Source organism: Paenibacillus sp. NPDC056933 (assembly GCF_042674385.1).
Taxonomy (GTDB): Bacteria; Bacillota; Bacilli; order Paenibacillales; family Paenibacillaceae; genus Paenibacillus.
In genome coordinates this window covers 3,008,554-3,034,539 of sequence record NZ_JBHUQN010000001.1, presented here as the reverse complement: position 1 = coordinate 3,034,539, position 25,986 = coordinate 3,008,554, and the positions used below count along the sequence as shown (strand labels likewise).

Here is a 25,986-nt window from a genome sequence, read left to right as displayed (position 1 = left end):
CTTTTTCCCAAAAAAAACGAAAACAGGTTATAGAGCGGCGCTGCCTATAGCGTCTTTACCTTACTTTTATAATAAAAGTTGATGCCAGATTCATTGCTCCACGGTTATACACTCGGCCGGTTGACGGCCCATGACGAGGTGATTGGATGTCCGATTTGCTTAGAACCCCACTCTTTCCACTCTATCAGCAATATGAAGGCGTACGATGCATTGATTTTGGCGGCTGGGAGCTCCCGGTACAATTCAGCGGAATTCAGAAAGAACATGAAGCGGTGCGAGAACGTGCCGGACTGTTTGATGTATCCCACATGGGTGAATTCACTGTCCAAGGTGAACACGCGGAAGCTTTTCTACAGCACATGACCACCAATGATGTAACAACACTCGTTCCCGGTCAAGCCCAATACACGTTAATGTGTTATCCGGATGGCGGCGTGGTCGATGATCTGCTGATCTATAAACTGCAAGACCAGCATTATATGCTAGTGGTCAACGCATCCAACATCGATAAGGACTGGGCATGGCTGCAACAGCACATGATGCCAGGCGTAACAATGACCAATGATTCGAATCAGACGGCGCTCCTTGCTCTGCAAGGTCCGCTGGCAGTGGACATTCTCGGAACGGTGACAGATACCGATGTGTCTTCGATAGAGCCCTTCCGTTTTGTGCCGAATGCGGAGGTATGTGGGGTTACATTGCTGTTATCCCGCACCGGATATACCGGTGAAGACGGCTTTGAGCTCTATGTTCCTGCCGAACAGGCCGCTGCCGTCTGGAATGGATTGATGCAGGCGGGAGAAGGTCATGGACTTGTCCCGGCAGGACTGGGTGCCCGGGATACGCTGCGCTTTGAAGCCAAGCTTCCCCTGTATGGGCAGGAATTGTCTGCAACCATCTCGCCGCTGGAGGCTGGTGTGGGCATGTTTGTGAAGCTGAATGCCGGACCTTTTATCGGACATGAAGCCTTATTGCGACAAAAAAATGACGGGCCTGCCCGCAAGCTGGTCGGTATCGAAGTACTGGAACGCGGCATTCCACGCCCCCATTATCCGATTTACGCCGAAGGCGCACAGATTGGTGAAGTGACTACAGGCACCCAATCGCCTACGCTAAAACGCAATCTGGGGCTGGCCTTGATTGACAGCAAATATGCTGCACTGGGTACCCCGCTGGAGATTGAGATCCGAGGCAAGAAATTGAAAGCCGAGGTTGTGAAGACCCCTTTTCATAAACGGACACGTGCACCAAAGACACCTACTCAAGGAGCTGATCAAGCATGAGCAAGCACCGCTACATTCCCATGACCGAGCAGGATCAGAGTGCCATGCTGGCAACCATCGGCGTGGAAACGATGGAGGATCTGTTCCATGACATTCCACAGGAGATTCGCTATCAGGGTGAACTGCCCGTTTCCTCCAAACTGGATGAATATGCACTGACACGTCATATGTCGAAGCAAGCGGGAGCCAATGCCAACTTCGAGACACACGCCAGCTTCCTGGGCGCAGGCATTTACGATCACCACGTTCCCTCTGTCATTAATCATGTCATCTCCCGTTCCGAGTTCTACACTGCCTATACGCCCTATCAACCCGAGATCAGCCAAGGAGAATTGCAGGCGATTTTCGAGTTTCAATCCTACATCTGTGAGTTAACAGGCATGGCTGTAGCCAATGCCAGCATGTACGATGGTGCAACTGCATTTGCGGAAGCAGGCAATCTGGCCGCAGCGGCAACCCGCCGCAAACAGCTGATTGTATCACGTACCGTGCACCCTGAATCCCGTCAGGTATTGCAAGCTTATGCACACGGCCTCAATTTGGAGATTGTTGAGATCGGGTACCAAAATGGTGTAACAGACTGGGATGCCCTGCAAGCTGCCGTGTCCGATGACACCGCAGCCGTTATGATTCAGAGCCCGAACTTCTTCGGCGCCGTGGAAAATGTAAAACAGGCCGCAGACCTGGCGCATGCGCACAAGGGTCTGCTCGTGGTCAGTGCCAACCCGCTGTCACTGGGTCTGCTGGAAGCCCCAGGCAAGCTGGGTGCTGACATCGTCGTTGGCGACGCGCAGCCTCTTGGCATCGCCGCTTCACTCGGCGGTCCAACATGCGGATATTTCGCCGTATCCCAGGCTCATATGCGCCGGATTCCTGGCCGAATTGTAGGCCAGACCACGGACCGCAACGGCAAGCGTGGCTTTGTACTCACGCTGCAAGCACGGGAACAGCATATTCGCCGTGAAAAGGCGACGTCCAACATCTGTTCCAACCAGGCTCTGCTCGCGCTGAGCGCCTCTGTCTATATGTCCATTATGGGTAAACAAGGCATGATCGACGTCGCTGATTTGAATTTGCAAAAGAGCCATTATGCCCTTAACACGCTTACCGCAATTCCAGGGGTTTCTCTTACGTTTACTGTACCTACCTTCAATGAGTTTGTTGTCCAACTGCCTGAAGGAACGAATGTCGATGCCCTGCAACTGAAATTACTCGATGCCGGCTTCATTGGCGGGTATGAACTTGGAAGAGAGTATTCCGAGCTCGCCGGACATATGCTCATTGCCGTTACCGAACGACGCAGCAAGGAAGAGATAGACGAATTCGCACGTGTATTGGAGGGATCGCTGTGACTCAGGAAACGACAACAAAGACAACGACGACGACATCATTACAAGGACAATCGGAAACGGTAGCCTCTTTGTCCACTTCGGGTCAATCTGAAACTATCACAACAGTCACTACTCAGGTTGCCTCTCCAGCACCAGAGCAATCGTTGATTTTTGAACTCAGCAGTCCCGGTCGGGTCGCGTATTCCTTGCCAGAATGTGACGTTCCCCGGCAAGCTGTCGATTCGCTGATTCCCCGGGAAATGCTGCGGTCGGAAGCAGCAGCGTTGCCTGAGGTTTTTGAAGTGGACGTCATTCGTCACTACACTGCCCTCTCCCGTCGCAACTTCGGGGTAGATAACGGATTCTATCCACTCGGCTCTTGTACGATGAAATATAATCCGAAGATTAATGAGGATGTCGCCCGTTATAACGGATTCGCGAAAATCCATCCATATCAGCACGAATCCAGTATTCAGGGTGCACTTGAACTGCTCTACACGTTGCAAAATGACCTTGCAGGCTTGACGGGCATGGATGCTGTTACGCTGCAACCTGCTGCTGGTGCACATGGCGAATGGACTGGGCTCATGATGATCCGTGCCTACCATGAAGGTCGTGGTGAACAGCGTACAAAAGTCATCGTTCCTGACTCTTCTCATGGGACCAACCCGGCAAGTGCAACCGTAGCAGGTTTCGAAACGGTAACGATACCATCCCGCGCAGACGGTCTGGTAGATCTGGACGCACTTCGCGCAGCTGTTGGTTCGGATACCGCAGCGCTGATGCTGACCAACCCGAACACACTCGGACTTTTTGAAAAAGACATTCAGGAGATTGCCTCCATTGTGCACCAGGCTGGCGGTCTGCTGTACTACGATGGAGCCAACTCCAACGCCATTATGGGTATTACCCGTCCTGGAGATATGGGCTTCGACGTAGTGCATCTGAACTTGCATAAAACGATGAGTACTCCACACGGCGGAGGTGGACCTGGGGCCGGCCCGGTTGGCGTGAAGAGCCGCTTGATTCCGTTTTTGCCAAAACCGATGGTCATCAAAACGGATGAAGGTATGTATGCATTCGATCGCGAAGGGGATCAATCCATTGGCAGGGTCAAAGCGTATTACGGCAATTTCGGTATTCTGGTGCGTGCCTATGCCTACATTCGTACCTATGGACCAGAAGGCTTGCGCCGTGTATCGGAATGTGCGGTGCTCAACGCCAACTACATGATGGCACGTCTTGCTCCTTACTACGAGATTCCGTATCCAGGCGTGTGCAAACATGAATTCGTGATGTCTGGCCGGGGATTAAAACAGTATGGTGTACGCACACTGGACGTCGCCAAACGTTTGCTTGATTTTGGATATCACCCGCCAACCGTGTACTTCCCGCTGAACGTTGAGGAGTGCATCATGATCGAGCCGACGGAAACCGAGAGCAAAGAAACACTTGATGGGTTCATCGATACGATGATTCGCATTGCCAAGGAAGCAGAAGAGACCCCTGAACTGGTACTCAATGCCCCTTATGGCACACCGGTTACCCGTCTGGATGAAACTACAGCAGCCCGTAAACCTGTACTGAACTGCGCTTGCAGTTAAAATCTGACTATTACCGAATCGTAATTTCAATACCCGCACTACTCTTGGATGATAGTGCTGAAGATTAGAAATGATAATTCTAACGGAATATATACAGACCATAAAGACAAAATGACAGCTGTGCTCTGCGCGGCTGTCATTTTGTCTTCTCCTATTATTATTCCATCTACAAACATAGAACAAAGCATATGTACCGACCACGCAGCTCGACTGCCGACTGAAGTCCGGTGTAGGCCTTCCAATTCCCCAGATCCTTCTTGCCCTAACTCGGTCAGGTGTAACAATTGGGCTCCCTTGTCGCAAGTATAAGAAATACATACTTGAGAACAAAAAAAGCCAGTATCTGCTGTAACAACAGATACCGGCAAAACAGCTGCACGACTGCAGCTTTTTATCGGAAAAAGAAACCCTTAAAATCGGGTGGAAACCCCATAAAATTACATTACGCTTGAATGCTTTGAACCAATTCAACAACTTGTTCAGCCGTTTGCATATCCAGAGCTTTGGCAGCCAGTTCCTGCATGTCCGCACGGGACAGCTTGGTGATCTGACTACGAGCTGGCAGAATGGAGGTTGCGCTCATGCTGAACTCATCCAATCCGAGACCGAGCAGCAATGGAATTGCTGTTGCGTCTCCAGCCATCTCTCCGCACATGCCAGCCCACTTCCCTTCACGATGCGCTGCATCGATTACCATCTTAACCAAACGCAAAATGGCAGGGTTGTAAGGTTGGTACAGATAGGAGACACGCTCATTCATACGGTCAGCAGCCATGGTGTATTGAATCAGATCGTTCGTTCCGATACTGAAGAAATCAACTTCTTTGGCGAATTGATCCGCAAGAACTGCTGTCGAAGGAATTTCGACCATGATGCCCAGTTGGATGCTGTCTGATACCGCAATACCTTCAGCTACCAGTTTTTCCTTCTCTTCGAGCAGGACTGCCTTCGCTTCACGGAATTCGCCCAGTGTTGCGATCATTGGGAACATAACACGCAGGTTACCATGTACGCTTGCACGCAACAAGGCACGCAATTGTGTACGGAAAATATCCTGACGGTCCAGGCACAGACGAATTGCGCGGAAGCCGAGGAATGGATTCATTTCTTTTGGCAGATCCAGATATGGAAGCTCTTTGTCTCCACCGATGTCGAGTGTACGAACTACAACAGGTTTGCCTTCCATTTTTTCCAGTACCGCTTTGTAAGCATTGTACTGAATGTCTTCGGAAGGGAGCTTGTCTCTGCCCATGTACAGGAATTCGGTACGGTACAGACCTACAGCCTCGCCGCCGTTCTCCAGAACACCCGTAACGTCATTCGGTGTACCGATGTTGGCTGCAAGTTCAACATGAACGTTGTCCACTGTTACGGTTGGTTCGTCACGCAGTTTTCTCCACTCGGCACGTTGTGCATCATACTGCTCCTGTTTGGAACGATACTCCGCAATGACCTCATCCGTTGGATTAACCAAAACATGACCATCCAGACCGTCAACGATAATCATATCGCCTTGTTTGGCTTGAGCCAGAATGTCCTTGGTTCCCACAACAGCCGGGATTTCAAGAGAACGAGCCATAATTGCCGAGTGAGAAGTACGTCCACCAATGTTGGTTGCAAAACCTTTAACATATTGACGGTTCAATTGAGCTGTGTCGGAAGGCGTCAGATCCTCAGCAAGCACGATCACTTCTTCACTGATCTCAGCCGGACTCATGAAGTCGATACCAAGCAAGTGATTCAGCACACGTTTGGTAACGTCACGCATGTCAGCCGCACGTTCCTGCAGGTATGCACTCTTCATGTTCTCGAACATGGAGATAAATTGCGATGCGGTCTCGTTCAATGCGAATTCTGCATTAACCTTCTCATCAGCAATTTTCGCTTTAACCGGATCAATAAGTTCCGGGTCATTCAGAATGAGCAAATGCGAAGCAAAAATTTCAGCTTTTTTCTCGCCAAGCTCTTGTAAAGTACGCTCTTTGATCGCCTCAAGCTCAGCCTGGGACTTGCCCAGCGCTGAGTCGAGTTTTGCGATCTCTGCGTCAACGTCGTTGATTTGGCGTTTTTCTACAGAGTAGTCGGGATGCTCCAAGATAAACGCCTTGGCGATAGCAATACCCGCCGAAGCCGCGATCCCGGAGACATTAAGCATTAATTTCGCCCAGCCCTTCGTTAACCATAACATCAGTCAGCGCTTGAAGAGCTTCCGCTTCGCCTTCACCTTCAACGATGATGTTGATGGTGTCACCTTGTTCCAGACCGAGGGAAAGAACGCCCAGGATGGATTTCAATGTTACTTTTTTACCGTTAGCTTCTGCAAAGGATTCTGCACCTTTAAATTTGTTTGCTGTATTAACCAGGGCTGTCGCCGGACGTGCGTGGATACCATCTTCGTCTGTAATTCTGAATGTTTGTTGCATTACAATCATCTCACTTTCAGTAATTTGGTTTAGGCATTGCATATATTAACTCTTGCTTGCCATTGGGATAACACTTCTTATTTTATCTCAATAATTGGCTGATCGCCAACTTTGAGCACACCACTCTTCTTGAGGGTGACTGTTGACCCTTCTGGCAGGTTGGTGAAGATGACTGGTGAAATGATCGAAGGAGCGTTAGCTTTTACATACTCCAGATCGACTTCCATGATCGGTTGGCCTGCCGATACCAGATCGCCTTCCTGTACAAGCACGTTAAAGCCTTGACCTTTCAGCTTCACCGTGTTTACACCTATATGAACAAGCACTTCCTTGCCACCGTCAGACATAATACCTACGGCATGTTTGCTTGGAAATACGTTAAACACTTTACCATACACCGGCGATGTAATGGTACCATCATGTGGCAGAACAGCGAAACCATCACCTGTCATTTTTTCAGCAAAAACCGGGTCAGGGACGTTTGTGATATCCATCAATTCACCGTTTACTGGCATGACGATATCTTCGGCAATAATGCGTTCACCTTCTGCTCCCTGTGCCTTCTCCTCTTCAGGAGTTGGTGTGACATCAGCAGCTGGTGTAGGTGCCGGGGTTCGTCCTGCAATGATATCCTGCATCTGCGATTTGATTGTATCTGAACGTGTACCGAAGATGGCCTGTACATTATTACCCACTTCCAGTACGCCAGATGCACCCAATTGTTTTAAACGATCTTTATTAACATTGGATTTCTCGTTCACTTCAATCCGCAAACGAGTAATACATGCATCCAGATGTTTGATATTCTCCTGTCCACCGAAGGCGGCAAGGATATTGTGTGGCAGCTCATCCGTTGATCCTGAACTTCCACCGGAAGATGTCTCAGGTGTAGCCTCTTCACGTCCTGGTGTTTTGAGGTTGAATTTGCGAATGATGAACCGGAAACCGAAGTAATAGATCACCGCAAGAATCAAACCTACGATAATAACATCCCACCAAGGAGTGCGATTCGGAATGATTCCGAAGATCAGGAAGTCAATGAATCCACCGGAGAACGTCATCCCGATTTTGACGCCAAGAATTTGCATCGTCATGAAAGACAAACCTGCAAAGATACAGTGTACTGCAAATAATACAGGTGCCACAAACAGGAACGAGAATTCAAGAGGTTCTGTAATCCCTGTAAGGAACGATGTCAGCGCAGCTGAACCCATGATTCCTGCAACATATTTTTTGTGCTCCGGTCTTGCTTCATGGTACATCGCAAGTGCCGCAGCTGGCAAACCGAACATCATGAACGGGAATTTACCAACTTGGAATGTTCCCGCTGTAAGGTTCACACCATCACGCAGTTGATTGAAGAAGATTTGCTGGTCCCCACGAATGACGTCTCCAGCCTTGTTCACATATTCTCCGAACTCAAACCAGAATGGAGAGTAGAAAATATGATGAAGACCGAACGGAATCAATGACCGTTCCACGACTCCGAAAATGAATGCCGACAATGTCGGACTTGTATCTACCATGAAGTGAGATACGGCATTCAATCCATTTTGAATCGGAGGCCAGATAATCACCAGAAGCAACCCGATTAAGAGGGAAACGACTGAAGTGATGATCGGCACAAAACGTTTACCTGCAAAGAAACCCAGGTAAGAAGGTAACTCGATTTTGAAAAACCGATTGTAACATAGCGCGGCGGCAATACCTATGATAATACCTCCGAACACGCCTGTACTCAATGTAGGGATGCCCAGAATACTGGCATAACCCGGTACTTCACCAATCATAGCCGGTGTAACGCCAACGGCAGTACCCAATGTGACGTTCATAACCAGATAACCGATGATGGCCGCAAGACCTGCTACGCCTTCGCCTCCGGCTAAGCCGACTGCTACACCGACGGCAAACAGCAATGCCAGATTATCAAATACGATCTGACCCGCGTTCATCATGATCGTGGCAATTGAATTCACCCAAGGAGTGTCCAGTGCCGTTGCATATTGCAGAAAGTCCGGATTAACAAGCATGTTACCAATTCCGAGCAACAAACCTGCGGCTGGCAGAATCGCCACCGGCAACATAAGTGCCTTACCAACTCTTTGCAATACACCAAAAAGCTTTTTAAACATCGCTTCGTATTCACCCTTTCGTCTAAGATTATATGTTGTGATGCAAGCAAGGGGAAAAACAAAAAAGGCATGAATTAATAAAGTGAACTGTGCCAACCTTCGGGTATAGCATACCCTGTATAAGGTAAGAACAATCACACTCTAATAACTCATGCCTGATCGAATCAGTAACACGTCGCTTATGTTTATTCAGTTGCTTGATTACGGAACCATTGTAGCACCACTTCAAATTCAGTGCAAGCCTTTACACAAAAATTCTTAAATTGGAATTCCACCTGTGGAAATATTTCACTTGTTGTCTTCTTCTTTCCTTTGATTCAGACGCTGCAAATGAATCGTCAGATACCCCACTTCGGCAGGATATACCGGAAGATTCAGTCTCTTCTCCATTACTTTCGTCAGTTTCCATGCAAGCGAGTACATTTCAGGGTATTCCAACTTCAACAGAGAATCCAATTTATGGAGTTCTTCGACTTTGTCTCCCCGACGTACACGCTCAAGGGCAAAACGAAGATGAGTCAACAAACGGGAGTAATCGAGAGATTCCGTTTCAAATGAATAGTCGAGTTGGTCAGAAACCAGATTCACCAAATCAGTGATCAATTGGGAATGTTCACGCACCTGAGTTATGTTCTGATTCGTCATCGCACTGTAAATATGGAGTGCGATAAAGCCAATCTCGTCTAATCCCAAGTCTACGCTCATTTTCTCCTTGATCAGTCGGACAGCGTACTCTCCCATCCGATATTCGTCTGGATATATCTCACGGGTTTCATATAGAAAAGGATTCTGAATGACAATTCCCTGTTCCTTGCGTTTTAAAGCAAAAGAAATATGATCAGTCAAAGCAATATGAATATGCTCGTTGAGTGGAACGTCCGTACGCTCTGCAATATACGTAATGACTTCGTTAATAATCTCGATCAACGCCTCATCCACCTGTGGAAGAAGCTGTTTGTACTGCTCCTGCTCCTGCTGATTTCTCAAAATGAACATCTTCTCCACAGCCATCAGTGGAATAATGTCATTGGTTTTCCGGTTGAAGCCGATGCCTTTACCAATCACGACGACTTCCCCGTGGTCAGGATGCTGTGCAATAATTACATTATTATTTAGCGCTTTGTTTACATGCAGGCTACTCAATGTTTGCACCTCTTTTTTTCACACCATCATAGGTATGATTCACTCACACCCTAGTAAAAACGAAAAGACATCCGGAGCGGGCAAATCGCGCCGGACGTCTCGCTTAAAAAGTAACAAAAATTCGCCTTAAGGTCAATAGAGCACGAGTGCATGATGAGACCATCTCTTACTCGTCAACGCCAGCTCTTTCCACAATCTTATCGATTATGGACGGTGTGGTTACAGGCTCACTTTGCTGAACGGCAATAGGTGCTGATGTTTTGGGCTTAGTCAGTCCTTTGATTAATTGCTCCACATCAATACCGGAGACGCTCTTGAGCATCTCTGGAGCCGTAGCCATGAGCTCGGTTACGTAGTTGCTTACACGTGCTGCACCCTCACCTTTACCTGTATCCACAACAGTAAGTTTATCAATTGCCGAGATCGGCTCCGCAATTTTACCAGCAAGTTCAGGCAGCATTTTGACGATGATATCGAGTACGGCAGCTTCGCCAAACTTCTGGAACGCTTCTGCCAGCTTCTCCTTTGCTTCTGCTTCCGCCAGACCCCGCAAACGAATAACCTCTGCATCCGCTGTACCTTTGGCACGCTCTGCATCCGCCACGGCCTGACCTTCAAGACGCTTCTGCTCGGCAGTCGCCTTCGCATGCGTTTCAATGGAGTACTGTACCGCATCGGCTTCACGCATTCTTTTGGCTTTATCCGCTTCGGCAGCCTGCTCCACCGCATAACGATCGGCTTCTGCCTTTTTCTTCACTTCAGCATCATATTGCTTCTCACGTACGATAATTTCTTTCTCTTGCAGATCAATCTCACGTTCTTTACGAACAAGTTCAACCTTCATCTCTTCTTCCACCACGGTTTGTCTCGCACGTGCTTCGTGGATATGGTACGCCTGATCAGCTTCCGCTTTCGCCGTATCCTGATCCCGTTTAAACGTCGCTACTTTCAGTTCCTTCTCTTTGGCAGCTTCAGCGATATTCGTATCACGCAGCAACTCGGCTTTTTGCCCCTGCTCTTCCGCATTGGCCTTCTGAATACGCGCATCCCGCATCGCTTCCGCTTCCGCAATTTCGGCATCCCGCTTGACAGCTGCTATTCTCGGTTTACCGAGGGCATCCAGATAGCCTTGTTTATCACGAACATCTTTGATGGTAAAAGAGACAATTTGCAGCCCCATTTTTTTCAGATCTCTGGCAGCTACACCTTGAACCTCTTGCGCGAAGCGATCCCGGTTACGGTATACTTCTTCCACCGTCATCGTTCCGAGGATGGCCCGCAAATGCCCCTCCAGAACTTCCTGTGCTTCGCCTCTCAACGATTCAACAGGCTTACCAATAAATTGCTCGGCTGCAGTGGCCACGTCTTCTACAGAGCTTCCAACCTTGATAATGGCGACACCATCGGCAATGACCGGTACACCCTGTTCCGTGTATACTTCTGGTGTAGAGACGTCCAGCTTATGGGACAACAGCGAGATAAACTCAGATTGCTGGAACACGGGCAAAATAAATGCACCGCCGCCACGAACAATTTTAATTTTGCGACCAGAGTCATCATCGGAAATGTTCTTGCTCCCCAAGAATGAACCCGTGACGATCATCGCTTCATCCGGTCCAACCGTTTTGTACCTCGCCCAGAAAGCCAAACCAAGAATCAAAATTACACCGACTACAATTGCAGGAATTAACAACACATCCCAATCTAAATTCATTCCACATCTCTCCCCTTATTCATTCATGATGTGCTTAAACTGCTTATTGTTAAACTTTCTTAAACATCTTTAAGTACATCTTCATCCCATTCCGATACACGCAGAACACCTTCGGTTACATCCACCACTACAACACGCGCTCCCGCCGCAATGGGACGATGTTCAAAGCTTGATGCGGTATGAACCGTATTACCAGAAGCAATTTTGATCATGACTTCACCAAACCCTTTTTCTGGCACCGGAATGGTTATCTCACCAATTTTCCCAGACAGCTCTTTCATTGAAAATGCAATGGAGACATCACTGTTACGCATCGGCTTGATATAAGCAAAGAATACCAGCATGGCTGCAGCTATACCTATAAGCAGGGATAGTATCAGTGCCGACATGGCAGTCATAGAGCTGTAACGTGTCAGCATAATGCCAGCCCCGCCAAAAGTTGTAATGGAACCGGCAAGCACAACGGGTTTGAAAAAATCAAGGCCAGGCAATTCAAAGGCCCCGTCCAGCAAACCGTCAATCAAGTCACCTAGCACAAGGCTGACGACCGCAAATATCGCACCTCCGATTAGACACCCCCAATAGATTGACTCCATATCCCGTTCCTCCTCTCTTCTGCCGCAATTCCATACTTACTGGGCATTCCTCATGTAAATAAATACGTAGCAAATGTCAAAATGTTTCAAAATGTTTCCTCTAATGTATTCTCAGCCCGATAATGGTTATTTTCAATACATTCTTCACTTATTGCTTCATTTTTCTTTATCTTGTGCGATCATGCCACGCATAAAAAAAAACCGCAGGTTTCCCAGAAAGGAAACCTGCGGTTCAAAGACAGGATAAATCTCAATGTACTTGATGTTACAGCGAAGCTTTGTAGATGGATACGACATCTTCACGTTGCAGTTTTTTGAAGTTACCGAATGGGCCGAACAGCATCGCTTTGTCTGCCATGACGTCGATTTGGCTGTCATCGATATCGTAGTCAGCCAAACGGTTAGGTGCACCAATGGATGTCCAGAACCGGCTCAACGCTTCAATGCCTTCCTCTGCAATCTGTTTGTCCGATTTGCCTTCAGGGTTCACTTCAAACACATTAATCGCCAGACGTTTGAAACGATCGACATTTACATCCAGGTTATGTTTCATCCAGTGCGGGAACAGGATCGCCAGTCCTCCACCATGCGGAATGTCGTACACAGCGGATACCGCGTGCTCGATGTTGTGTGTCGCCCAGTCCCCTGCAAGACCCATGTTCAGCACGCCATTCAATGCCATTGTTCCGCAGTACAAAATCGTCTCGCGCAGCTCATAGTTCTCTAAGTCTTCGACCAGACGAGGTGCTGCATCCATGACGGTGCGCAAAATCGTCTCACAGAACCCGAGTTGAACCGGTGTGTTGGCATCCAAATGGAAGTAATGCTCCAATACATGGGACATCATATCCACCATACCGTATACCGTTTGGTCCAGAGGAACGGTATATGTATTTACCGGATCAAGAATGGAGAATGCTGGGAACGAATACGCGCTGCCCCAGCCCAATTTCTCTTGAGTATCCTGGTTGGTGATCACCGAACCCGAGTTCATTTCTGAACCTGTTGCAGCCATTGTCAAAACGGTACCGAGTGGAAGAGCGTCTTGCGCAACGGCTTTGCGCTGAGCAAAGTCCCACATGTCGCCATCATACTTCGCACCTACAGCAATCGCTTTGGAACAGTCCAATACACTGCCGCCGCCTACAGCGAGGATCAGGTCGATGTTGTTCGTTTTGCAGAGGTCTACCCCTTTATGCACAGTCGAAAGACGCGGGTTCGGTTCCACACCCGCCAGTTCGGTAACTTCTGCTCCGGCTTCCTTGAGCAATCCGATCACCTGATCGTACAAACCGCTGCGTTTGATACTGCCGCCACCATATACAAGCAGAACCCGTTTGCCGTATTTCGGTACTTCGGTTTTTAGTGCTTCCAGCTGACCTTTACCGAATATCAATCGGGTTGGATTATAAAATTGAAATGATCTCATATCTATGTCGCCTCCAATGGAGTTTAGAATTTTTTAGTGCAACTCCAATTATAGTACCCCGATTATATAAAAACAAATCGATAGCCACTCACTTTATATCAACCCGTCGATTTGTAAATGGGGACGGAACATCCTACTGCACGAATACTCTGCCATATGAATTGATGCCAGCTCAGGTTAAAGGGATACAACGACTCCGTGTCCATTTTCCCATGTCAACACAAACCAAAACACCAGCCCAAAAACTTGGCTGGTGTTCCTTGTTATACATGTTTATTCCGTGTATCCCATGCTGCTTACAAAACGACGGAAGGCTTGTCGTCCTGCTTCATCATACTTGTAGACGCCTGCATGCTCCAGAATCTCGGCGAATTTCAAGCCGACTTCCTGTTGTACAAGAGCTACGGCTTGTTCCTTCGTCAGGTTGGGACTGAAACGTTCGATCATTTCTTCCGCCCAGCCCAGATGCTTGTTCAACACATGATCGGAAGCTTTGGCTGCCTCGGCAAGTTTGGTATCTCCAGCAAGAATATCCGCGATGCCGTCCAGTTCTTCTTTCAAACGACCTGGCAGGATTGCAAGCCCCATCACTTCGATGAGCCCAATGTTCTCCTTCTTCAGATGATGCATTTCGCGGTGCGGATGAAAAATCCCTTCGGGATGCTCATCATTCGTGCGATTGTTCCGCAGAACGAGGTCCATCTCATATCCACCATCTGCACTGCGACGAACGATCGGGGTAACCGTGTTGTGCGGAACCTGCTCTCCGTCCACTTCACTGAATGCCTCGATCTCCACAGCAGCATCACTATAGACCTTCCACGCTTCATAAACGGCATTACCCGCTTCGAGCAACTCTGCCGGATCATGTGAAGCCAGTCGCATTACGGACATCGGCCATTTCACGAGACTAAGCGTAAGCCCCGGCGAACCTGCATGGCGGAATACCGCCTCTGGCTTCGCATTTTGAATGGCAAAGGTGTGACGTCCACCCTGGAAATGGTCATGGGTCAGGATGGAGCCGCCAACGATGGGCAGATCGGCATTGGAGCCAATAAAGTAATGCGGATACTCCCCCACGAAGGCCAGCAGCCTGCGGAGTGTGTCCTTGGTCAATTTCATCGGCACATGATCGTGATGGAAAATAATGCAGTGCTCGTTGTAGTACACATACGGCGAGTATTGGAAGAACCAAGGTTCACCGTTTAATTCCAGCGGAATCACACGCAGGTTTTGACGAGCCGGGTGGTTGACCCGACCGGCATAACCCACATTTTCACGACAGAGTTGGCATTTCGGATACACCGGAGGTGGAAGCAGTTTCGCCATCGCGATTTCCTTGGGACTTTTCTCCGGCTTGGACAAGTTAATCGTAATCTCCATGTCGCCATAAGCGGTATCCTGTGTCCAGTACACATTCTTGGAGATACGATCCATCCGAATATAGTTGGAGTGAATCGAAAGCTCATAGAATTGGGAAGTAGCCGCCTCAATGCCTTCCGTTTGCTCCGTATGACGGAAGGCCCGCACCACCTCGGATGGACGGGCCATTAATTGACCCATAATTTTCGCATCAAGCAAATCACGGTACGTATCGGTATTTTCAGGGATAAGTCCAATTTCAAATCCATAATCAATCAGTGTATCCAGCAACGGTTGTGGTCCGTCCAACACCGTCTCGTTCAATACCCCGGCATACGGCTCGGAGAACCCGAACTGTTCCAGCAGCAGATTACGGCTGTAATCCCGATCCGCTTCTTCAATCAGCTTGTTGTGCAAGGCAAATGCTACCAGACGTTCAATGGCATGCAGTGCTTCCTGCTGCTCCGGTGTCCGCTCTGTGGCACCTGCTGCAATATGAGTCTGTGACATATGATTGTTCGCCTCCTAGTTTTTTCCGTAGCCGTTAGGGTGAGACTGGTGCCAGCTCCATGCGCTTTGAATAACATCCTCAAGATTCGTCCATTTCGGGTTCCAGCCCAGTACAGATCTTGCTTTGGCAGACGAAGCCACCAACACAGCCGGATCACCCGCACGACGTGGTTCCTGTACAACCGGAATTTCAAGGCCGGTTACTTTCTTCGCTGTCTCGATAACCTGTTTCACGGAGAAGCCTTGACCGTTACCCAGGTTGAACACGTTGCTGTTCTCGCCTTTGCGGAGATAGTCTACAGCCCGCAGATGTGCATCCGCCAGATCACTTACGTGGATGTAATCACGTACACAGGTTCCGTCTTCCGTCGCATAGTCGTCACCGAACACAGCGATGTGAGGACGTTGTTTTAACGCCGTTTGCAGCACAAGTGGAATGAGATGGCTCTCTGGCTGGTGATCTTCACCGATTTTACCGCTGTCATGGGCTCCGGCTGCATTGAAGTAACGCAGGGAGACGTATTTGATTTCCTGTACTTTATCGAACCAGGACATCATACGCTCCATCATCAGCTTGGTTTCGCCGTATACATTCGTAGGCTCTGTCCGGTCGCTCTCCTCAATCGGCACTTTCTCCGGCTCACCGTAAGTAGCAGCTGTAGAAGAGAAGACAATGCGACGTACATTTGCTGCATTCATCGCTTCCAACAGGCACAGTGTGCCAAACACGTTGTTGTCATAGTATTTCACGGGATCTTTCATACTCTCGCCAACCAGCGAGTTGGCTGCAAAGTGGATGACTGCATCGATGGAATTCTCCGCGAACAGCTTCGCCAGAAGTTCCTTGTCACGCAGGTCCCCTTCATACAATTTTCCGCCCAGCAGAGCTTCACGATGCCCTGTCTGCAAGTTATCCAGGACAACCACCTCTTCCCCACGTTCCAACAAAGCCGCTACCGTATGAGAACCAATATATCCTGCTCCACCTGTCACCAAAATTGCCATCTTACTTCGCCTCCTTCAATTCTTTAACACCGTCGCCTACTCCACACACATAAAAATCTCCCTTGAGACTGGTACGCGCTTCATACGCTGCGCCCACTTCGCTGACAAAACGCTCTACATCATCTTCATGCACAAGCGATACGGTACAACCGCCAAATCCCGCTCCGGTCATGCGTGCACCAAGTGTTCCCGGAATTCGCTGTGCTTCCTCCACCATCACGTCCAGCTCTTCGCAGCTCACTTCATAGAGATAACGAAGGGATTCATGAGAAGCATTCATCAGCTTGCCGAAGGTTTCCAGATCGTTATCACGCAGTGCATCCACCGATGCAAGTACACGTGCATTCTCTTCCACCACGTGCTGGGCACGCTGTCTTACCTTCTCATCCTTGATGTGATCCTGCAGTGTGACGAACTGTTCTGGTGTCAGTTGCGCCAGATAGTTCAGTGCAGGCAGTTGTTCTTTCAAGATCGAAAGTGCTTGCTCACATTGGGAGCGACGCTCGTTGTATGCCGAGTCCACCAAACCGCGGCGTTTATTCGTGTTGCCAATGACCAGCTTGTAGGCGCCGGTACGGAATGGAACTTTTTCATACTCAAGGGTGTCGCACATCAGCAGGATTGCATGATCCTCTGCGCCATTGGCTACAGCAAATTGATCCATGATTCCGCAGTTGACGCCGACGAATTCGTTTTCCGCCTTCTGAGACAGCAGCGCCAGTTGCACCGTATCAATATCATTCACACCTTCGAGCGACTGGATCGCATACCCGGTAAGAACCTCCAGCGATGCAGAAGAGGAAAGACCTGCGCCGTTCGGAATTTCTCCGTGGTAGAGGAAGTCATAACCTTTGGATACCTTAACACCTTTGCCTTGCAGTTCTACCATGACGCCGATCGGATAATCCATCCATTCCCCTGTTTTCTCTTTGCCAATGGAAGACGTATCCAGCGTTCCTTCATAGGCCATATTGGTGGAAGCCAACTGCAACTTATTGTCCTCACGCTCACGGATAATCAAAGTGGTACCAAATTCAAGCGCTGCCGGAAGCACGTATCCACCGTTATAGTCGATATGCTCACCGATCAGATTCACCCGCCCAGGGGCATGGAATACACGGATGTTCGCTCCACTCTCTCCGTACTTGTCAATAAACTTTTGTTTCAATTCATTTATGTTCATTGCTGCTGCACCCCATCTCATGGTTGTTGGTTTTCTTAATGTTATTATACAAGAAAGCGGTCCCCCTTGAAATGAAGCCATGTGTGTTCCATATGGATAAATGTGACCTTAAGGCGTATAATGAATGGACCATCAAGGAACGAAAGGAATATCATCATGACTGAACAACGTATGGAAGGTACAGCAGATCACCCAATAAAAAACAATCCGGAAACCTCGGGCAAAAGTGGAGCACTCAGTTACTCGGTTGCCTCCAATCCGGTTTATTATGAAAAAGGGGCATTGCATGTCCTCTTTGCAGGCGCAAGCCAGACACTTCCCGGTCACGCCCTTGGACCGAAGCTATACGATTATTATCTTTTGCACTATGTAGAAAAAGGAGCCGGTACGTTCCGCACCGAACTGCATTCCTACGAACTATCCGCAGGAGATTGTTTCCTCATTCAACCGGGCCAGCTTGTAAGCTACCAATCCCATGCCCGTCATCCCTGGCAATACCGCTGGATGGCCTTTACCGGAAGCCAAGCTGCGCAGCATACGGAAGAAGCGGGATTCCGGCCAGAGAAATCCGTTTTTCATGCCGGACCATCCTGCGGAATTTCGGATTGGTTATCCTTGATGCAGGCAGCTTTTGCCGAGCGAAAAGAAAGTTCTCATTTTACATCACTGGGTACGTTATATATGATTCTAGCTGAAGCACAAAATCACCTTTCTCAGGGCCAAACCTTAATACCGGGTGAATCTTCAATACGACGAACTGTGAAACAGATGATCCAATACATGTCCACCCAATATGCCTACCCTGTCTCAATCGAGCAAATGTCAGCGAGTCTTGGCTATAACCGTGCGTATTTGTCCCGCATTTTCAAACAGGAAACAGGCCTTTCCCCCGTCACCTACCTGCTTAAACTGCGGATCGACAAATCACGCCAGTTGCTGCGGGAACGTCCCGATCTGTCCATAGAACAGGTGTCCGCCTCTGTGGGACTGCCGGATGCGCTCTATTTCTCGAAACAGTTCAAACGATTTCACGGTGAAGCTCCCAGTCTGTACCGGGAGAACATTCTTACGAGGCCGCAAACGCAAGGGACACGCAAGGGACACGCAAAGTCCCCCCAAACAATCGATGATCCCTCATACTGAAAAAGGAAACTCACTTGCTTACATATAGATAAGAAACGATAAAAAGGTGCATCCCGCCAATATGGCTAAGATGCACCTTTTAAACTTTATTTATTTGAGTTCTTTAGTAGATGATGAAAATGGGGACCTTTATTTATCCACAGGTTCCGGACTCAGAATCGATTCGATGCGTTCCAGTTCCTCTGTGGAGAATTCCAACTGGCTGAGAGCAGCCACATTCTCTTCAATCTGGGCAGGACGACTTGCACCGATCAGCGCAGAAGTTACGCGGCCATTACGCAGTACCCAAGCGAGAGCAAACTGGGCCAGACTCTGGCCGCGTGCCGCTGCAATCTGGTTGAGTGCACGAACTTTGCGCAGTGTCTCTGGCGAGATGTTGTTCTCATTCAGAAAGACAGAGGGTCCCTTGGCACGTGAATCTTCTGGAATTCCGTTCAGGTATTTGTTGGTCAGAATGCCCTGTGCCAATGGACAGAATGCGATGCTGCCTGTTCCATACTCATCGAGCACGTCCTGTAACCCATCTTCAATCCAGCGATCCAGCATCGAATATTTGGGTTGATGAATCAGCAAAGGTGTCCCCAGTCCCTTGAGAATTTCCGCTGCCTGCTTCGTTTGTTCTGCAGGATAGTTGGAAATCCCCACATATAGGGCTTTACCGGAACGAACAATATGATCCAATGCCATCATCGTTTCTTCCAGAGGTGTTTCGGGATCATAACGATGGGAGTAAAAGATGTCCACATAATCAAGGCCCATGCGCTTCAAACTCTGGTTTAGACTGGATACGAGATTTTTGCGGGAACCCCACTCCCCATAAGGTCCGGGCCACATATAATAACCGGCTTTGGTGGAGATGATGAGTTCATCCCGGTATGGCTTCAGATCCTGTGCCAGCACCTGACCGAATAACTGCTCTGCCGATCCTGCCGGCGGGCCATAATTGTTGGCAAGGTCAAAATGCGTAATGCCCAGATCAAACGAACGGGTAATCATGCTTCGGCCGTTCTCCGCATTATTAATGCCGCCAAAATTATGCCATAACCCGAGTGAAATCGCTGGCAGTTTCAATCCTGAACGTCCAACACGGTTGTATTTCATTGTTTCATAGCGTGCTTCGCTGGCTACGTAGACCATCATGAATCCCTTCTTTCCCCAGGTTCCGCCTCTTGTGCCCGGCCCGTATGCCGGAGAAAGCGGTCATTCAGACAAACGTTCCCTTCCATTTAACCAAGAAGCTGGTCCACCTTATTCATTACCTCACCGATCGGATCTGTAATCAGCAAATCAGCCTGCCGGTCGTAAGCTGTAGGTGTAGCATTAAGCAAGACTGTATGTTTCCCCTGAAAATACGTAATTAATTGTGCAGCAGGATACACGGTAAGTGAGGTACCTCCGACCAACAACAAATCTGCTGCAGACAGGACGTCCACCGAACGATATAATATCGTCTGGTCGAGCTCCTCTTCATATAACACGACATCCGGCTTAATCACACCACCGCACGCAGTGCAACGAGGAACCTTGTCTTTTGCCGTAATAATATCATTTAGCGTATAGAACCTTTTGCAATCCATACAGGCGTTTCGATGAATCGAACCATGAAGCTCCAGGACATTGCTGCTACCAGCCTTCTGGTGCAGCCCGTCGATATTTTGGGTGATGACCGCCTGAAGTCTTCCTTCCTGCTCCAATCTGGCGAGCAAATGGTGGCAGCCGTTAGGCACCGCATCGGGATGAAGCATTTTGCCTCGATAAAAATCATAAAAAATATCAGCATGCTGGTCAAAAAAATGTCTGCTGAGCAGCTCTTCCGGCGGATAGGGTGAATGCTGCTCTGTCTGGTACAAGCCAGCGGCAGAGCGGAAGTCGGGAATCCCGCTCTCCGTTGAAGTTCCGGCCCCTCCAAAAAAAACAATGTTGGAACTTTCCTGAATCCAGGCAGCCAGTTGTTCCGCTCCGTTCATCCTCTCTCCTCCTTTTATGAGATCAACCCTGTGAAGAACGTTCTCAGGTGATCTTCAGCTCATGATAATTCTGAATGATAACATCGGCGTCATGTAAATAGTCACTTCCCTTGACTAGTGGACAGAAACCAATTCGATAGGACACCCCCGCGTTCCGTCCCATCTGCATATCCCCATTGCTGTCACCGATCACGACAGCCTCCCTAGGATGAATATGTAATTCACGGCAAGCCAGAACTGCAGCCTCTCCATCCGGTTTCCCCCGGCTTACCCGATCACTGCCTACGATTGATGTAAAATAGGATCGGATTCCCATCCAATCCATATGCTCTTCCGCAGCAATTGTGCTGTCCGAAGTAACAACTGCCAGCGGAATACATGCCACCTGACAGCTCTGCAAAAAGGCTATAAGTCCAGGCATCGGTTCAGCCCTTTTACGCTGTCTCACCTCATGCATGGCTACACTGGAAAGATGGCGGATCGTAGTGATTGCTTCATTCCATGGCATACCCGCTGCGTACAACTGTCCAGCAAGCAGTCCGTTGCTCTCGTCCACCGTGGCAATCGCCAGAGGTCCCTGAAGATCATATCCGATAAGATGGCCTTCACGATCGCGAACTGTACCCAGAACTTGCTCACGCTCCACCGTGAACGAGGCCCCGAGCTCTGTCAGCTTTGATTCCAACTGATTCAGCAAAGACTCTGCCCACGGGCCCCACAGTTGCAGGAAATCGAGCAGCGTGCCATCCTTATCAAACAGAATGCCTGCACACGGTACTTGCTTATCACGAATGTGGAGCATGGTCATTCATATCCCCCCAGTTGCCCGGTCAGTTATTGATAGTTGCCCTTAAAACGTTAACAGGCCGTTTACTTGATTGTGTTCAGCCAGCCTTGAATCGTATTAACCGTCTGGGAGAGCTGCTCCTCCCCACTGACTCCAGCTTCGCCATCCCCACTCTGGTGACCATAATCCCCAAATTGGGAGTGATTCCCGCCTTCAATGGTGTAATACACCGTATCTTCCGGCAAGTATGCACGGCCACTCTGGTACTTCGTTGTATTCACAACTTCATCATTGGTACCCAGAATAGACAAGGCCGGAATTCCCAATGACTTCACACTGCCTTTTTCATCGGGATAGGATGCAAGGAAAAAGATGCCCTGAAGTGCATCCGGGTGGGCAGCGGCATAGCGTGCAGCCATTGATCCACCAAGTGAATGTCCTCCCATAACAAACGGTTCATCTGGATAGGCTTTAAAAATATCATCTGCCAGATTCTGCTTCAGCACAGCCAGGTTTACCGGCATTTTGGCAATAATGGTATGGTGCCCGGCTGCTGCCAGCTCATGAGCAAGTGGTGCATAACTTTCAGGCTTAACCAATCCGCCTGGATAGAATATAACACTGGGCCCCACAGGTTTGTCTGGCACAAAATCAATCCAGTTTTCTTTTTCATCCACAGTCACCTGATTGGCTGTTTCCATGGCAGTCTGAGCCATCTCCTGTGGCCCGTAAGGGGTGAACAGCTTCCAGGCAACAAATCCACACCCAATAACAATGAGCGCCAGAAGAACGAGCAGGAATTTCCCAATGCCCCTCTTCTTGCGCCCTGTATTATATCGATTTCTCAACGTTCATCACCTTTCCACGCTTCCGCAGGTGCCGCGGCTTGCAGAACGGGAGCCTTCATTCCCGAGGCTCCCGTTCTGCAAAAGTTCATCGCTATTCGGCCTTGGCCTTGCGGTAAGCATCCATGTATTGTTCCGCTTTGCGGCGGACATAGCTCAAGTCCCCCGTCTTCACAGCTTCCGTTGTCAGGTCCGACCCGATACCTACGGCAACGGCTCCTCCCTTGATCCAGTCACCCAGATTGGACAAGGATACTCCACCGGTAGGCATAAAATTCGCTTGCGGCATAGGTCCCTTCATCGTTTTGATAATGGAAGGATCGTAGAGATTGCCAGGGAACAGCTTCACAATATCCACGCCAAGTTCCAGTGCACGTTGCACATCCGCAATGGTCATCACGCCTGGCAATATCGGAATACGGTACAGGTTACAGATTTTCACCGTGTCCGGATTCAAGGAAGGACCTACAACAAACTCGGCACCAGACATGATCGCAGCGCGAGCTGTTTGAGGTTCAAGCACGGTCCCCGCTCCAATAATGGCAAATTTCTCTGGATCTTGTGTGTTCCAATGGTAGACACGGCTTAGCTTCTCGATGGCTTTGAGTGCACTGGGCACTGTCATGGTAATCTCAATAACCTTGATGCCGCCCGCGATGGCTTGCTCGGCCATGGCGATCACCTGGTCAGCAGAATCTGCACGCAGAACCGCAACGACCCCATTATCCGTTATTTTTTGCAGCAGCTGAAGCTTCTTCATTTCATTCTCTCCCTTGTCAATGTGGTTGTGTATTACAAGCCTTACATTCATGAACGAAGATGAGACATATATGATATCAGCAGCGACTAGCGCTCAACATGTGCTACATTGTTCAGCTTGGCCTCGACCTGCTCCCATGTCGGAAGCGCCTCCCAATCGCCAACAGCCTGTATAACCATGGAACCGGTCAAATTCCCGAGCCGGGTCGCCTCCTGAGGAGAATAACCTTTGATAAGGCCGGACAAAAAGCCAGCACAGAATCCATCTCCTGCCCCTACCGTATCCAGGACATGATCCGCCTTGAAGTACGGAACTTCCGTTAGGGTACCATTCACCAATACGTAGGTCAAATCAGGACCGCCCTTCACGATACAGACCGCATTCATGCCGGATAAACGCTCAAGCACTTTTTGATCATTTTCTTCGTTATACAGAAGCTTCATCTCATCCAGACCCGGCAAGAAATAGTCTGCCTGCTCAGCCAGACGCAACAGGACAGGACGGGCTTCTTCAACTGACCACAGTTTAAGACGCAGATTGGGATCAAAACTCACTTTCACACCAGCCTGTTTGGCTATATGTATAGCAGCTTCAACCGTAGCAAGTCCCGATGCGCTGATTGCTGCGGTAATGCCTGTAACATGAAGGATTTGCGCACCCGCAATATAATCCGCATCAAGGTCTTCTGGAGTGATTGCACTTGCAGCGGATAGCTTCCTATAATAATGTACCGAGGCTTTCCCGGAAGCGTTCTCACGAATCATCAGACCAGTGGGCTCCTTCTCACTTATCCTAGCTCGTGATACATCTACACCTTCACCGCGAATAGCCTTCATGATCATGTTTCCCATCGGATCATTACCCAGACGTCCAAACCAGCCGCTGGTATGCCCCAGACGGGATACACCAATCGCCAGATTACTTTCTGCGCCCCCAAATGACTTGTCTAATGTCGCCGCATATTCAAGACCTCTTGTATCCTTGGCTGTCAGCAAACCCATGCTTTCACCAAACGTAACAATTTCAGGGCTTTGGCGGGTATTCGTCGACATGACTTCTTCCCTCCTTATATTTACAATTCCTCATCTTCTTTATCCATTGTCATCCTCTGTGCAACCGTTGTCAATCCCGGAGCGTTCATTTTGTTGTCACAGCTTTGAGAAAGGATAGCGCTTACTCATGTGAATTATATCACAATGAAGCACACACATTCATATTACCCTTAGTACAGATACAAACGGCCCGTGCCAAAGGGTCAACAGGGGGGCTACACCATGACCAAGCCGACAATCATTCGGGAAGATCAGGATTCTTTTTTTTACAATCTTCGGTTCATGCTTATTGTCTGTGTTCTTGTGGGCAATGCACTGGAACCACTTATTACACGTTTTGCAGGAGCGGAAGCTCTGTTCCTGTGGATATATACGTTTCACATGCCGCTGTTTGTATGGGTGACCGGCTATTTTGCCAGACACTCAGTTCAAGGTGCACCCGGACGCAATGTGCTTAAACAAATTGCAGTTCAATACGTTCTTTTTCAAACCTTATATGCACTAATGGATTATACGGTGTTCCACACACCCCATATGCGCTTGTCTTTTTTTGCTCCCTACTTGTTGCTGTGGTTTTTGGCCAGTCACTTCTGTTGGAGACTGCTGCTCCGTCTTTCGCTATCCTGGAAACCGATGTATCGGTTGATGACCTCCATTCTGCTTGGAGTTATCGCCGGGTATTTGCCAATTGACGGATTCTGGCTTAGTTTCAGCCGGACCTTTGTTTTCCTGCCGTTCTTCATGATTGGTTATGATTACGGGGGAGTGATTCGTTCACGTTTGCAATCAGGCTTGGCCCGCAATGTGGCAGCTGCTTTATCTGCTGGACTACTAATTTGGATTGCTTTTGGAGGACTGGGAATTTCCGCTGGCTGGTTAACGGGCAATATGACTTACGCAGAGCTTGGTCGTCATGAGTGGTATGCCGGAATCTATCGACTTGGGGTCTACACACTGGAAATGGGATCAGGAGCATTATTTCTCGCCTGGGTTCCTTCTCTGACATCCAAACTGACAGATATGGGACGACGCACCCTTTACGTTTTCCTGCTCCATGGATTTCTTGTTCGTCTTACGGTCTGGTCGGGAGCCTACAATAATATGGAGACCAGCTTATACATTCCGGTGATTGTATGCATTGCGTTAATGTTTGCTATAACACTTGCTCATCCAGTGGTCCGTCATGCCTTTCGGCCTCTCATTGAACCCGATCTTTCCCGCTTTCACTTCAATCGCCAAGGGGGATTGAAACGTTCAGCACCCTGGTTCAGATAAGCTGAGGCCCTCTTTTCCCCATCGAAACCGACTTGTTTCAGGCTAGAAATTACGTGGTAAGTAGCATTACGCGCTACAACAAATAACTTATGATATAAGGAGTGATTTGTAATGGCACGTCCACAAACGTCTGAACGCAAAATGAGCCGCGAGGAAGCAGGCAGATTGGGAGGCAAGGCTACATCCAAAAATCATGATCGAAGCTTCTACCAGATGATAGGAAAAAAAGGTGGAGAAGCTACTTCAGATGCGCATGATTCCCATTTCTATAAGGAAATTGGACGCAAGGGCGGAGAAGCTACTTCAGAAACTCATAATAAGGAATTCTATCGGGAGATCGGACGTAAAGGCGGTAGCAGTTAATATGTCCTGATGCATTATGTGTTGCATTAAACCCGGGGCTTCATTCCACTAATGGAATGAAGCTTCTTTCTATTGATTG

At 48.8% G+C, this 25,986-nt stretch carries 21 protein-coding genes and 1 pseudogene; 6 read left to right on the top strand and 16 right to left on the bottom strand.

The window, feature by feature from the left end:
• Window positions 1–146 precede the first annotated feature (146 nt).
• The 3 genes from gcvT (at window position 147) to gcvPB (ending at window position 4,218) form a co-directional block, all read left to right on the top strand.
• Window positions 147–1,283 (top strand): glycine cleavage system aminomethyltransferase GcvT, encoded by a 1,137-nt coding sequence (gcvT, locus tag ACFTRD_RS13455; RefSeq protein ID WP_379380526.1) that lies wholly within the window; start codon window positions 147–149, stop codon window positions 1,281–1,283.
• Window positions 1,280–2,635: an aminomethyl-transferring glycine dehydrogenase subunit GcvPA gene (gene gcvPA / locus ACFTRD_RS13450; RefSeq protein ID WP_379380524.1), complete on the top strand. Its 1,356-nt coding sequence runs from the start codon at window positions 1,280–1,282 to the stop codon at window positions 2,633–2,635. The genes gcvT and gcvPA overlap by 4 nt, the downstream gene beginning before the upstream one ends.
• Before the next feature lie 95 nt (window positions 2,636–2,730).
• Window positions 2,731–4,218, top strand: a complete 1,488-nt coding sequence (gene gcvPB, locus ACFTRD_RS13445) for an aminomethyl-transferring glycine dehydrogenase subunit GcvPB (RefSeq protein WP_379381350.1) — start codon at window positions 2,731–2,733, stop codon at window positions 4,216–4,218.
• Window positions 4,219–4,660: 442 nt separating this feature from the next.
• On the opposite strand, the gene ptsP is transcribed toward gcvPB, so the two are convergent.
• The 10 genes from ptsP to ACFTRD_RS13395 form a co-directional block, all read right to left on the bottom strand.
• A complete protein-coding gene (ptsP, locus tag ACFTRD_RS13440; protein WP_192272841.1) occupies window positions 4,661–6,373 on the bottom strand; it encodes a phosphoenolpyruvate--protein phosphotransferase in 1,713 nt (570 codons plus the stop codon).
• Entirely contained in the window at window positions 6,366–6,641 is a 276-nt protein-coding gene (locus tag ACFTRD_RS13435; protein WP_024633102.1) for an HPr family phosphocarrier protein, read from the bottom strand. The genes ptsP and ACFTRD_RS13435 overlap by 8 nt, the downstream gene beginning before the upstream one ends.
• Window positions 6,642–6,718: 77 nt before the next feature.
• Window positions 6,719–8,773, bottom strand: a complete 2,055-nt coding sequence (ptsG, locus tag ACFTRD_RS13430; RefSeq protein ID WP_192270091.1) for a glucose-specific PTS transporter subunit IIBC — start codon at window positions 8,771–8,773, stop codon at window positions 6,719–6,721.
• Window positions 8,774–9,061: 288 nt separating this feature from the next.
• Window positions 9,062–9,916, bottom strand: a complete 855-nt coding sequence (gene glcT / locus ACFTRD_RS13425) for a glucose PTS transporter transcription antiterminator GlcT (RefSeq protein WP_192270092.1) — start codon at window positions 9,914–9,916, stop codon at window positions 9,062–9,064.
• Window positions 9,917–10,082: 166 nt separating this feature from the next.
• The gene (locus ACFTRD_RS13420) at window positions 10,083–11,630 is read right to left on the bottom strand and encodes a flotillin lipid rafts scaffold protein FloT (RefSeq protein WP_379380520.1); all 1,548 of its coding nucleotides are present in this window, start codon (window positions 11,628–11,630) and stop codon (window positions 10,083–10,085) included.
• Between the two features lie 59 nt (window positions 11,631–11,689).
• Complete coding sequence (locus ACFTRD_RS13415; protein ID WP_379380518.1) at window positions 11,690–12,226, bottom strand: NfeD family membrane protein; 537 nt, start codon at window positions 12,224–12,226, stop codon at window positions 11,690–11,692.
• A 265-nt stretch (window positions 12,227–12,491) separates the two neighbouring features.
• On the bottom strand, window positions 12,492–13,655 hold the full coding sequence (locus tag ACFTRD_RS13410; protein WP_062324974.1) for an iron-containing alcohol dehydrogenase: 1,164 nt from the start codon (window positions 13,653–13,655) through the stop codon (window positions 12,492–12,494).
• 273 nt (window positions 13,656–13,928) lie between these two features.
• On the bottom strand, window positions 13,929–15,527 hold the full coding sequence (locus ACFTRD_RS13405; RefSeq protein ID WP_379380516.1) for a UDP-glucose--hexose-1-phosphate uridylyltransferase: 1,599 nt from the start codon (window positions 15,525–15,527) through the stop codon (window positions 13,929–13,931).
• 15 nt (window positions 15,528–15,542) lie between these two features.
• Entirely contained in the window at window positions 15,543–16,532 is a 990-nt protein-coding gene (gene galE / locus ACFTRD_RS13400) for a UDP-glucose 4-epimerase GalE (protein WP_379380514.1), read from the bottom strand.
• Between the two features lies 1 nt (window position 16,533).
• A complete protein-coding gene (locus tag ACFTRD_RS13395; protein ID WP_379380512.1) occupies window positions 16,534–17,715 on the bottom strand; it encodes a galactokinase in 1,182 nt (393 codons plus the stop codon).
• Window positions 17,716–17,871: 156 nt separating this feature from the next.
• Between ACFTRD_RS13395 and ACFTRD_RS13390 the strand changes: the two genes are divergently transcribed.
• On the top strand, window positions 17,872–18,858 hold the full coding sequence (locus ACFTRD_RS13390; protein ID WP_379380510.1) for an AraC family transcriptional regulator: 987 nt from the start codon (window positions 17,872–17,874) through the stop codon (window positions 18,856–18,858).
• A 129-nt stretch (window positions 18,859–18,987) separates the two neighbouring features.
• On the opposite strand, the gene mgrA is transcribed toward ACFTRD_RS13390, so the two are convergent.
• The 6 genes from mgrA to ACFTRD_RS13360 form a co-directional block, all read right to left on the bottom strand.
• On the bottom strand, window positions 18,988–19,995 hold the full coding sequence (gene mgrA, locus ACFTRD_RS13385; protein WP_192272845.1) for an L-glyceraldehyde 3-phosphate reductase: 1,008 nt from the start codon (window positions 19,993–19,995) through the stop codon (window positions 18,988–18,990).
• Between the two features lie 89 nt (window positions 19,996–20,084).
• Window positions 20,085–20,825: an NAD-dependent protein deacylase gene (locus ACFTRD_RS13380; RefSeq protein ID WP_192270119.1), complete on the bottom strand. Its 741-nt coding sequence runs from the start codon at window positions 20,823–20,825 to the stop codon at window positions 20,085–20,087.
• A gap of 43 nt (window positions 20,826–20,868) precedes the next feature.
• Complete coding sequence (locus tag ACFTRD_RS13375; RefSeq protein ID WP_379380508.1) at window positions 20,869–21,633, bottom strand: HAD family hydrolase; 765 nt, start codon at window positions 21,631–21,633, stop codon at window positions 20,869–20,871.
• 62 nt (window positions 21,634–21,695) lie between these two features.
• A complete protein-coding gene (locus ACFTRD_RS13370) occupies window positions 21,696–22,460 on the bottom strand; it encodes an alpha/beta fold hydrolase (RefSeq protein ID WP_379380506.1) in 765 nt (254 codons plus the stop codon).
• 91 nt (window positions 22,461–22,551) lie between these two features.
• Window positions 22,552–23,217: a bifunctional 2-keto-4-hydroxyglutarate aldolase/2-keto-3-deoxy-6-phosphogluconate aldolase gene (locus tag ACFTRD_RS13365; protein ID WP_192270125.1), complete on the bottom strand. Its 666-nt coding sequence runs from the start codon at window positions 23,215–23,217 to the stop codon at window positions 22,552–22,554.
• A gap of 86 nt (window positions 23,218–23,303) precedes the next feature.
• Window positions 23,304–24,269: a sugar kinase gene (locus tag ACFTRD_RS13360; RefSeq protein WP_379380503.1), complete on the bottom strand. Its 966-nt coding sequence runs from the start codon at window positions 24,267–24,269 to the stop codon at window positions 23,304–23,306.
• A 222-nt stretch (window positions 24,270–24,491) separates the two neighbouring features.
• Here ACFTRD_RS13360 and ACFTRD_RS13355 point away from each other — a divergent pair, with 222 nt between their 5' ends.
• Window positions 24,492–25,544, top strand: coding sequence for an acyltransferase family protein (locus tag ACFTRD_RS13355; protein ID WP_379380501.1), 1,053 nt, complete (start codon window positions 24,492–24,494; stop codon window positions 25,542–25,544).
• A gap of 111 nt (window positions 25,545–25,655) precedes the next feature.
• Window positions 25,656–25,904: pseudogene (locus tag ACFTRD_RS13350) on the top strand (KGG domain-containing protein); the annotation flags it as partial.
• Window positions 25,905–25,986: the final 82 nt, after the last annotated feature.

What these genes read in the sequence shown, in the direction of transcription:
- ACFTRD_RS13375 (WP_379380508.1), bottom strand. Translation starts at nt 21,633, where the DNA reads ATGACCATGCTCCACATTCGTGATAAGCAAGTACCGTGTGCAGGCATT.
- galE (WP_379380514.1), bottom strand. Translation starts at nt 16,532, where the DNA reads ATGGCAATTTTGGTGACAGGTGGAGCAGGATATATTGGTTCTCATACG.
- gcvT (WP_379380526.1), top strand. Translation starts at nt 147, where the DNA reads ATGTCCGATTTGCTTAGAACCCCACTCTTTCCACTCTATCAGCAATAT.
- ptsP (WP_192272841.1), bottom strand. Translation starts at nt 6,373, where the DNA reads ATGCTTAATGTCTCCGGGATCGCGGCTTCGGCGGGTATTGCTATCGCC.
- ACFTRD_RS13405 (WP_379380516.1), bottom strand. Translation starts at nt 15,527, where the DNA reads ATGTCACAGACTCATATTGCAGCAGGTGCCACAGAGCGGACACCGGAG.
- ACFTRD_RS13380 (WP_192270119.1), bottom strand. Translation starts at nt 20,825, where the DNA reads ATGAACGGAGCGGAACAACTGGCTGCCTGGATTCAGGAAAGTTCCAAC.
- ACFTRD_RS13410 (WP_062324974.1), bottom strand. Translation starts at nt 13,655, where the DNA reads ATGAGATCATTTCAATTTTATAATCCAACCCGATTGATATTCGGTAAA.
- ACFTRD_RS13435 (WP_024633102.1), bottom strand. Translation starts at nt 6,641, where the DNA reads ATGCAACAAACATTCAGAATTACAGACGAAGATGGTATCCACGCACGT.
- ACFTRD_RS13395 (WP_379380512.1), bottom strand. Translation starts at nt 17,715, where the DNA reads ATGAACATAAATGAATTGAAACAAAAGTTTATTGACAAGTACGGAGAG.
- ACFTRD_RS13365 (WP_192270125.1), bottom strand. Translation starts at nt 23,217, where the DNA reads ATGAAGAAGCTTCAGCTGCTGCAAAAAATAACGGATAATGGGGTCGTT.
- gcvPA (WP_379380524.1), top strand. Translation starts at nt 1,280, where the DNA reads ATGAGCAAGCACCGCTACATTCCCATGACCGAGCAGGATCAGAGTGCC.
- ACFTRD_RS13360 (WP_379380503.1), bottom strand. Translation starts at nt 24,269, where the DNA reads ATGTCGACGAATACCCGCCAAAGCCCTGAAATTGTTACGTTTGGTGAA.
- ptsG (WP_192270091.1), bottom strand. Translation starts at nt 8,773, where the DNA reads ATGTTTAAAAAGCTTTTTGGTGTATTGCAAAGAGTTGGTAAGGCACTT.
- ACFTRD_RS13355 (WP_379380501.1), top strand. Translation starts at nt 24,492, where the DNA reads ATGACCAAGCCGACAATCATTCGGGAAGATCAGGATTCTTTTTTTTAC.
- mgrA (WP_192272845.1), bottom strand. Translation starts at nt 19,995, where the DNA reads ATGGTCTACGTAGCCAGCGAAGCACGCTATGAAACAATGAAATACAAC.
- ACFTRD_RS13415 (WP_379380518.1), bottom strand. Translation starts at nt 12,226, where the DNA reads ATGGAGTCAATCTATTGGGGGTGTCTAATCGGAGGTGCGATATTTGCG.
- ACFTRD_RS13420 (WP_379380520.1), bottom strand. Translation starts at nt 11,630, where the DNA reads ATGAATTTAGATTGGGATGTGTTGTTAATTCCTGCAATTGTAGTCGGT.
- ACFTRD_RS13390 (WP_379380510.1), top strand. Translation starts at nt 17,872, where the DNA reads ATGACTGAACAACGTATGGAAGGTACAGCAGATCACCCAATAAAAAAC.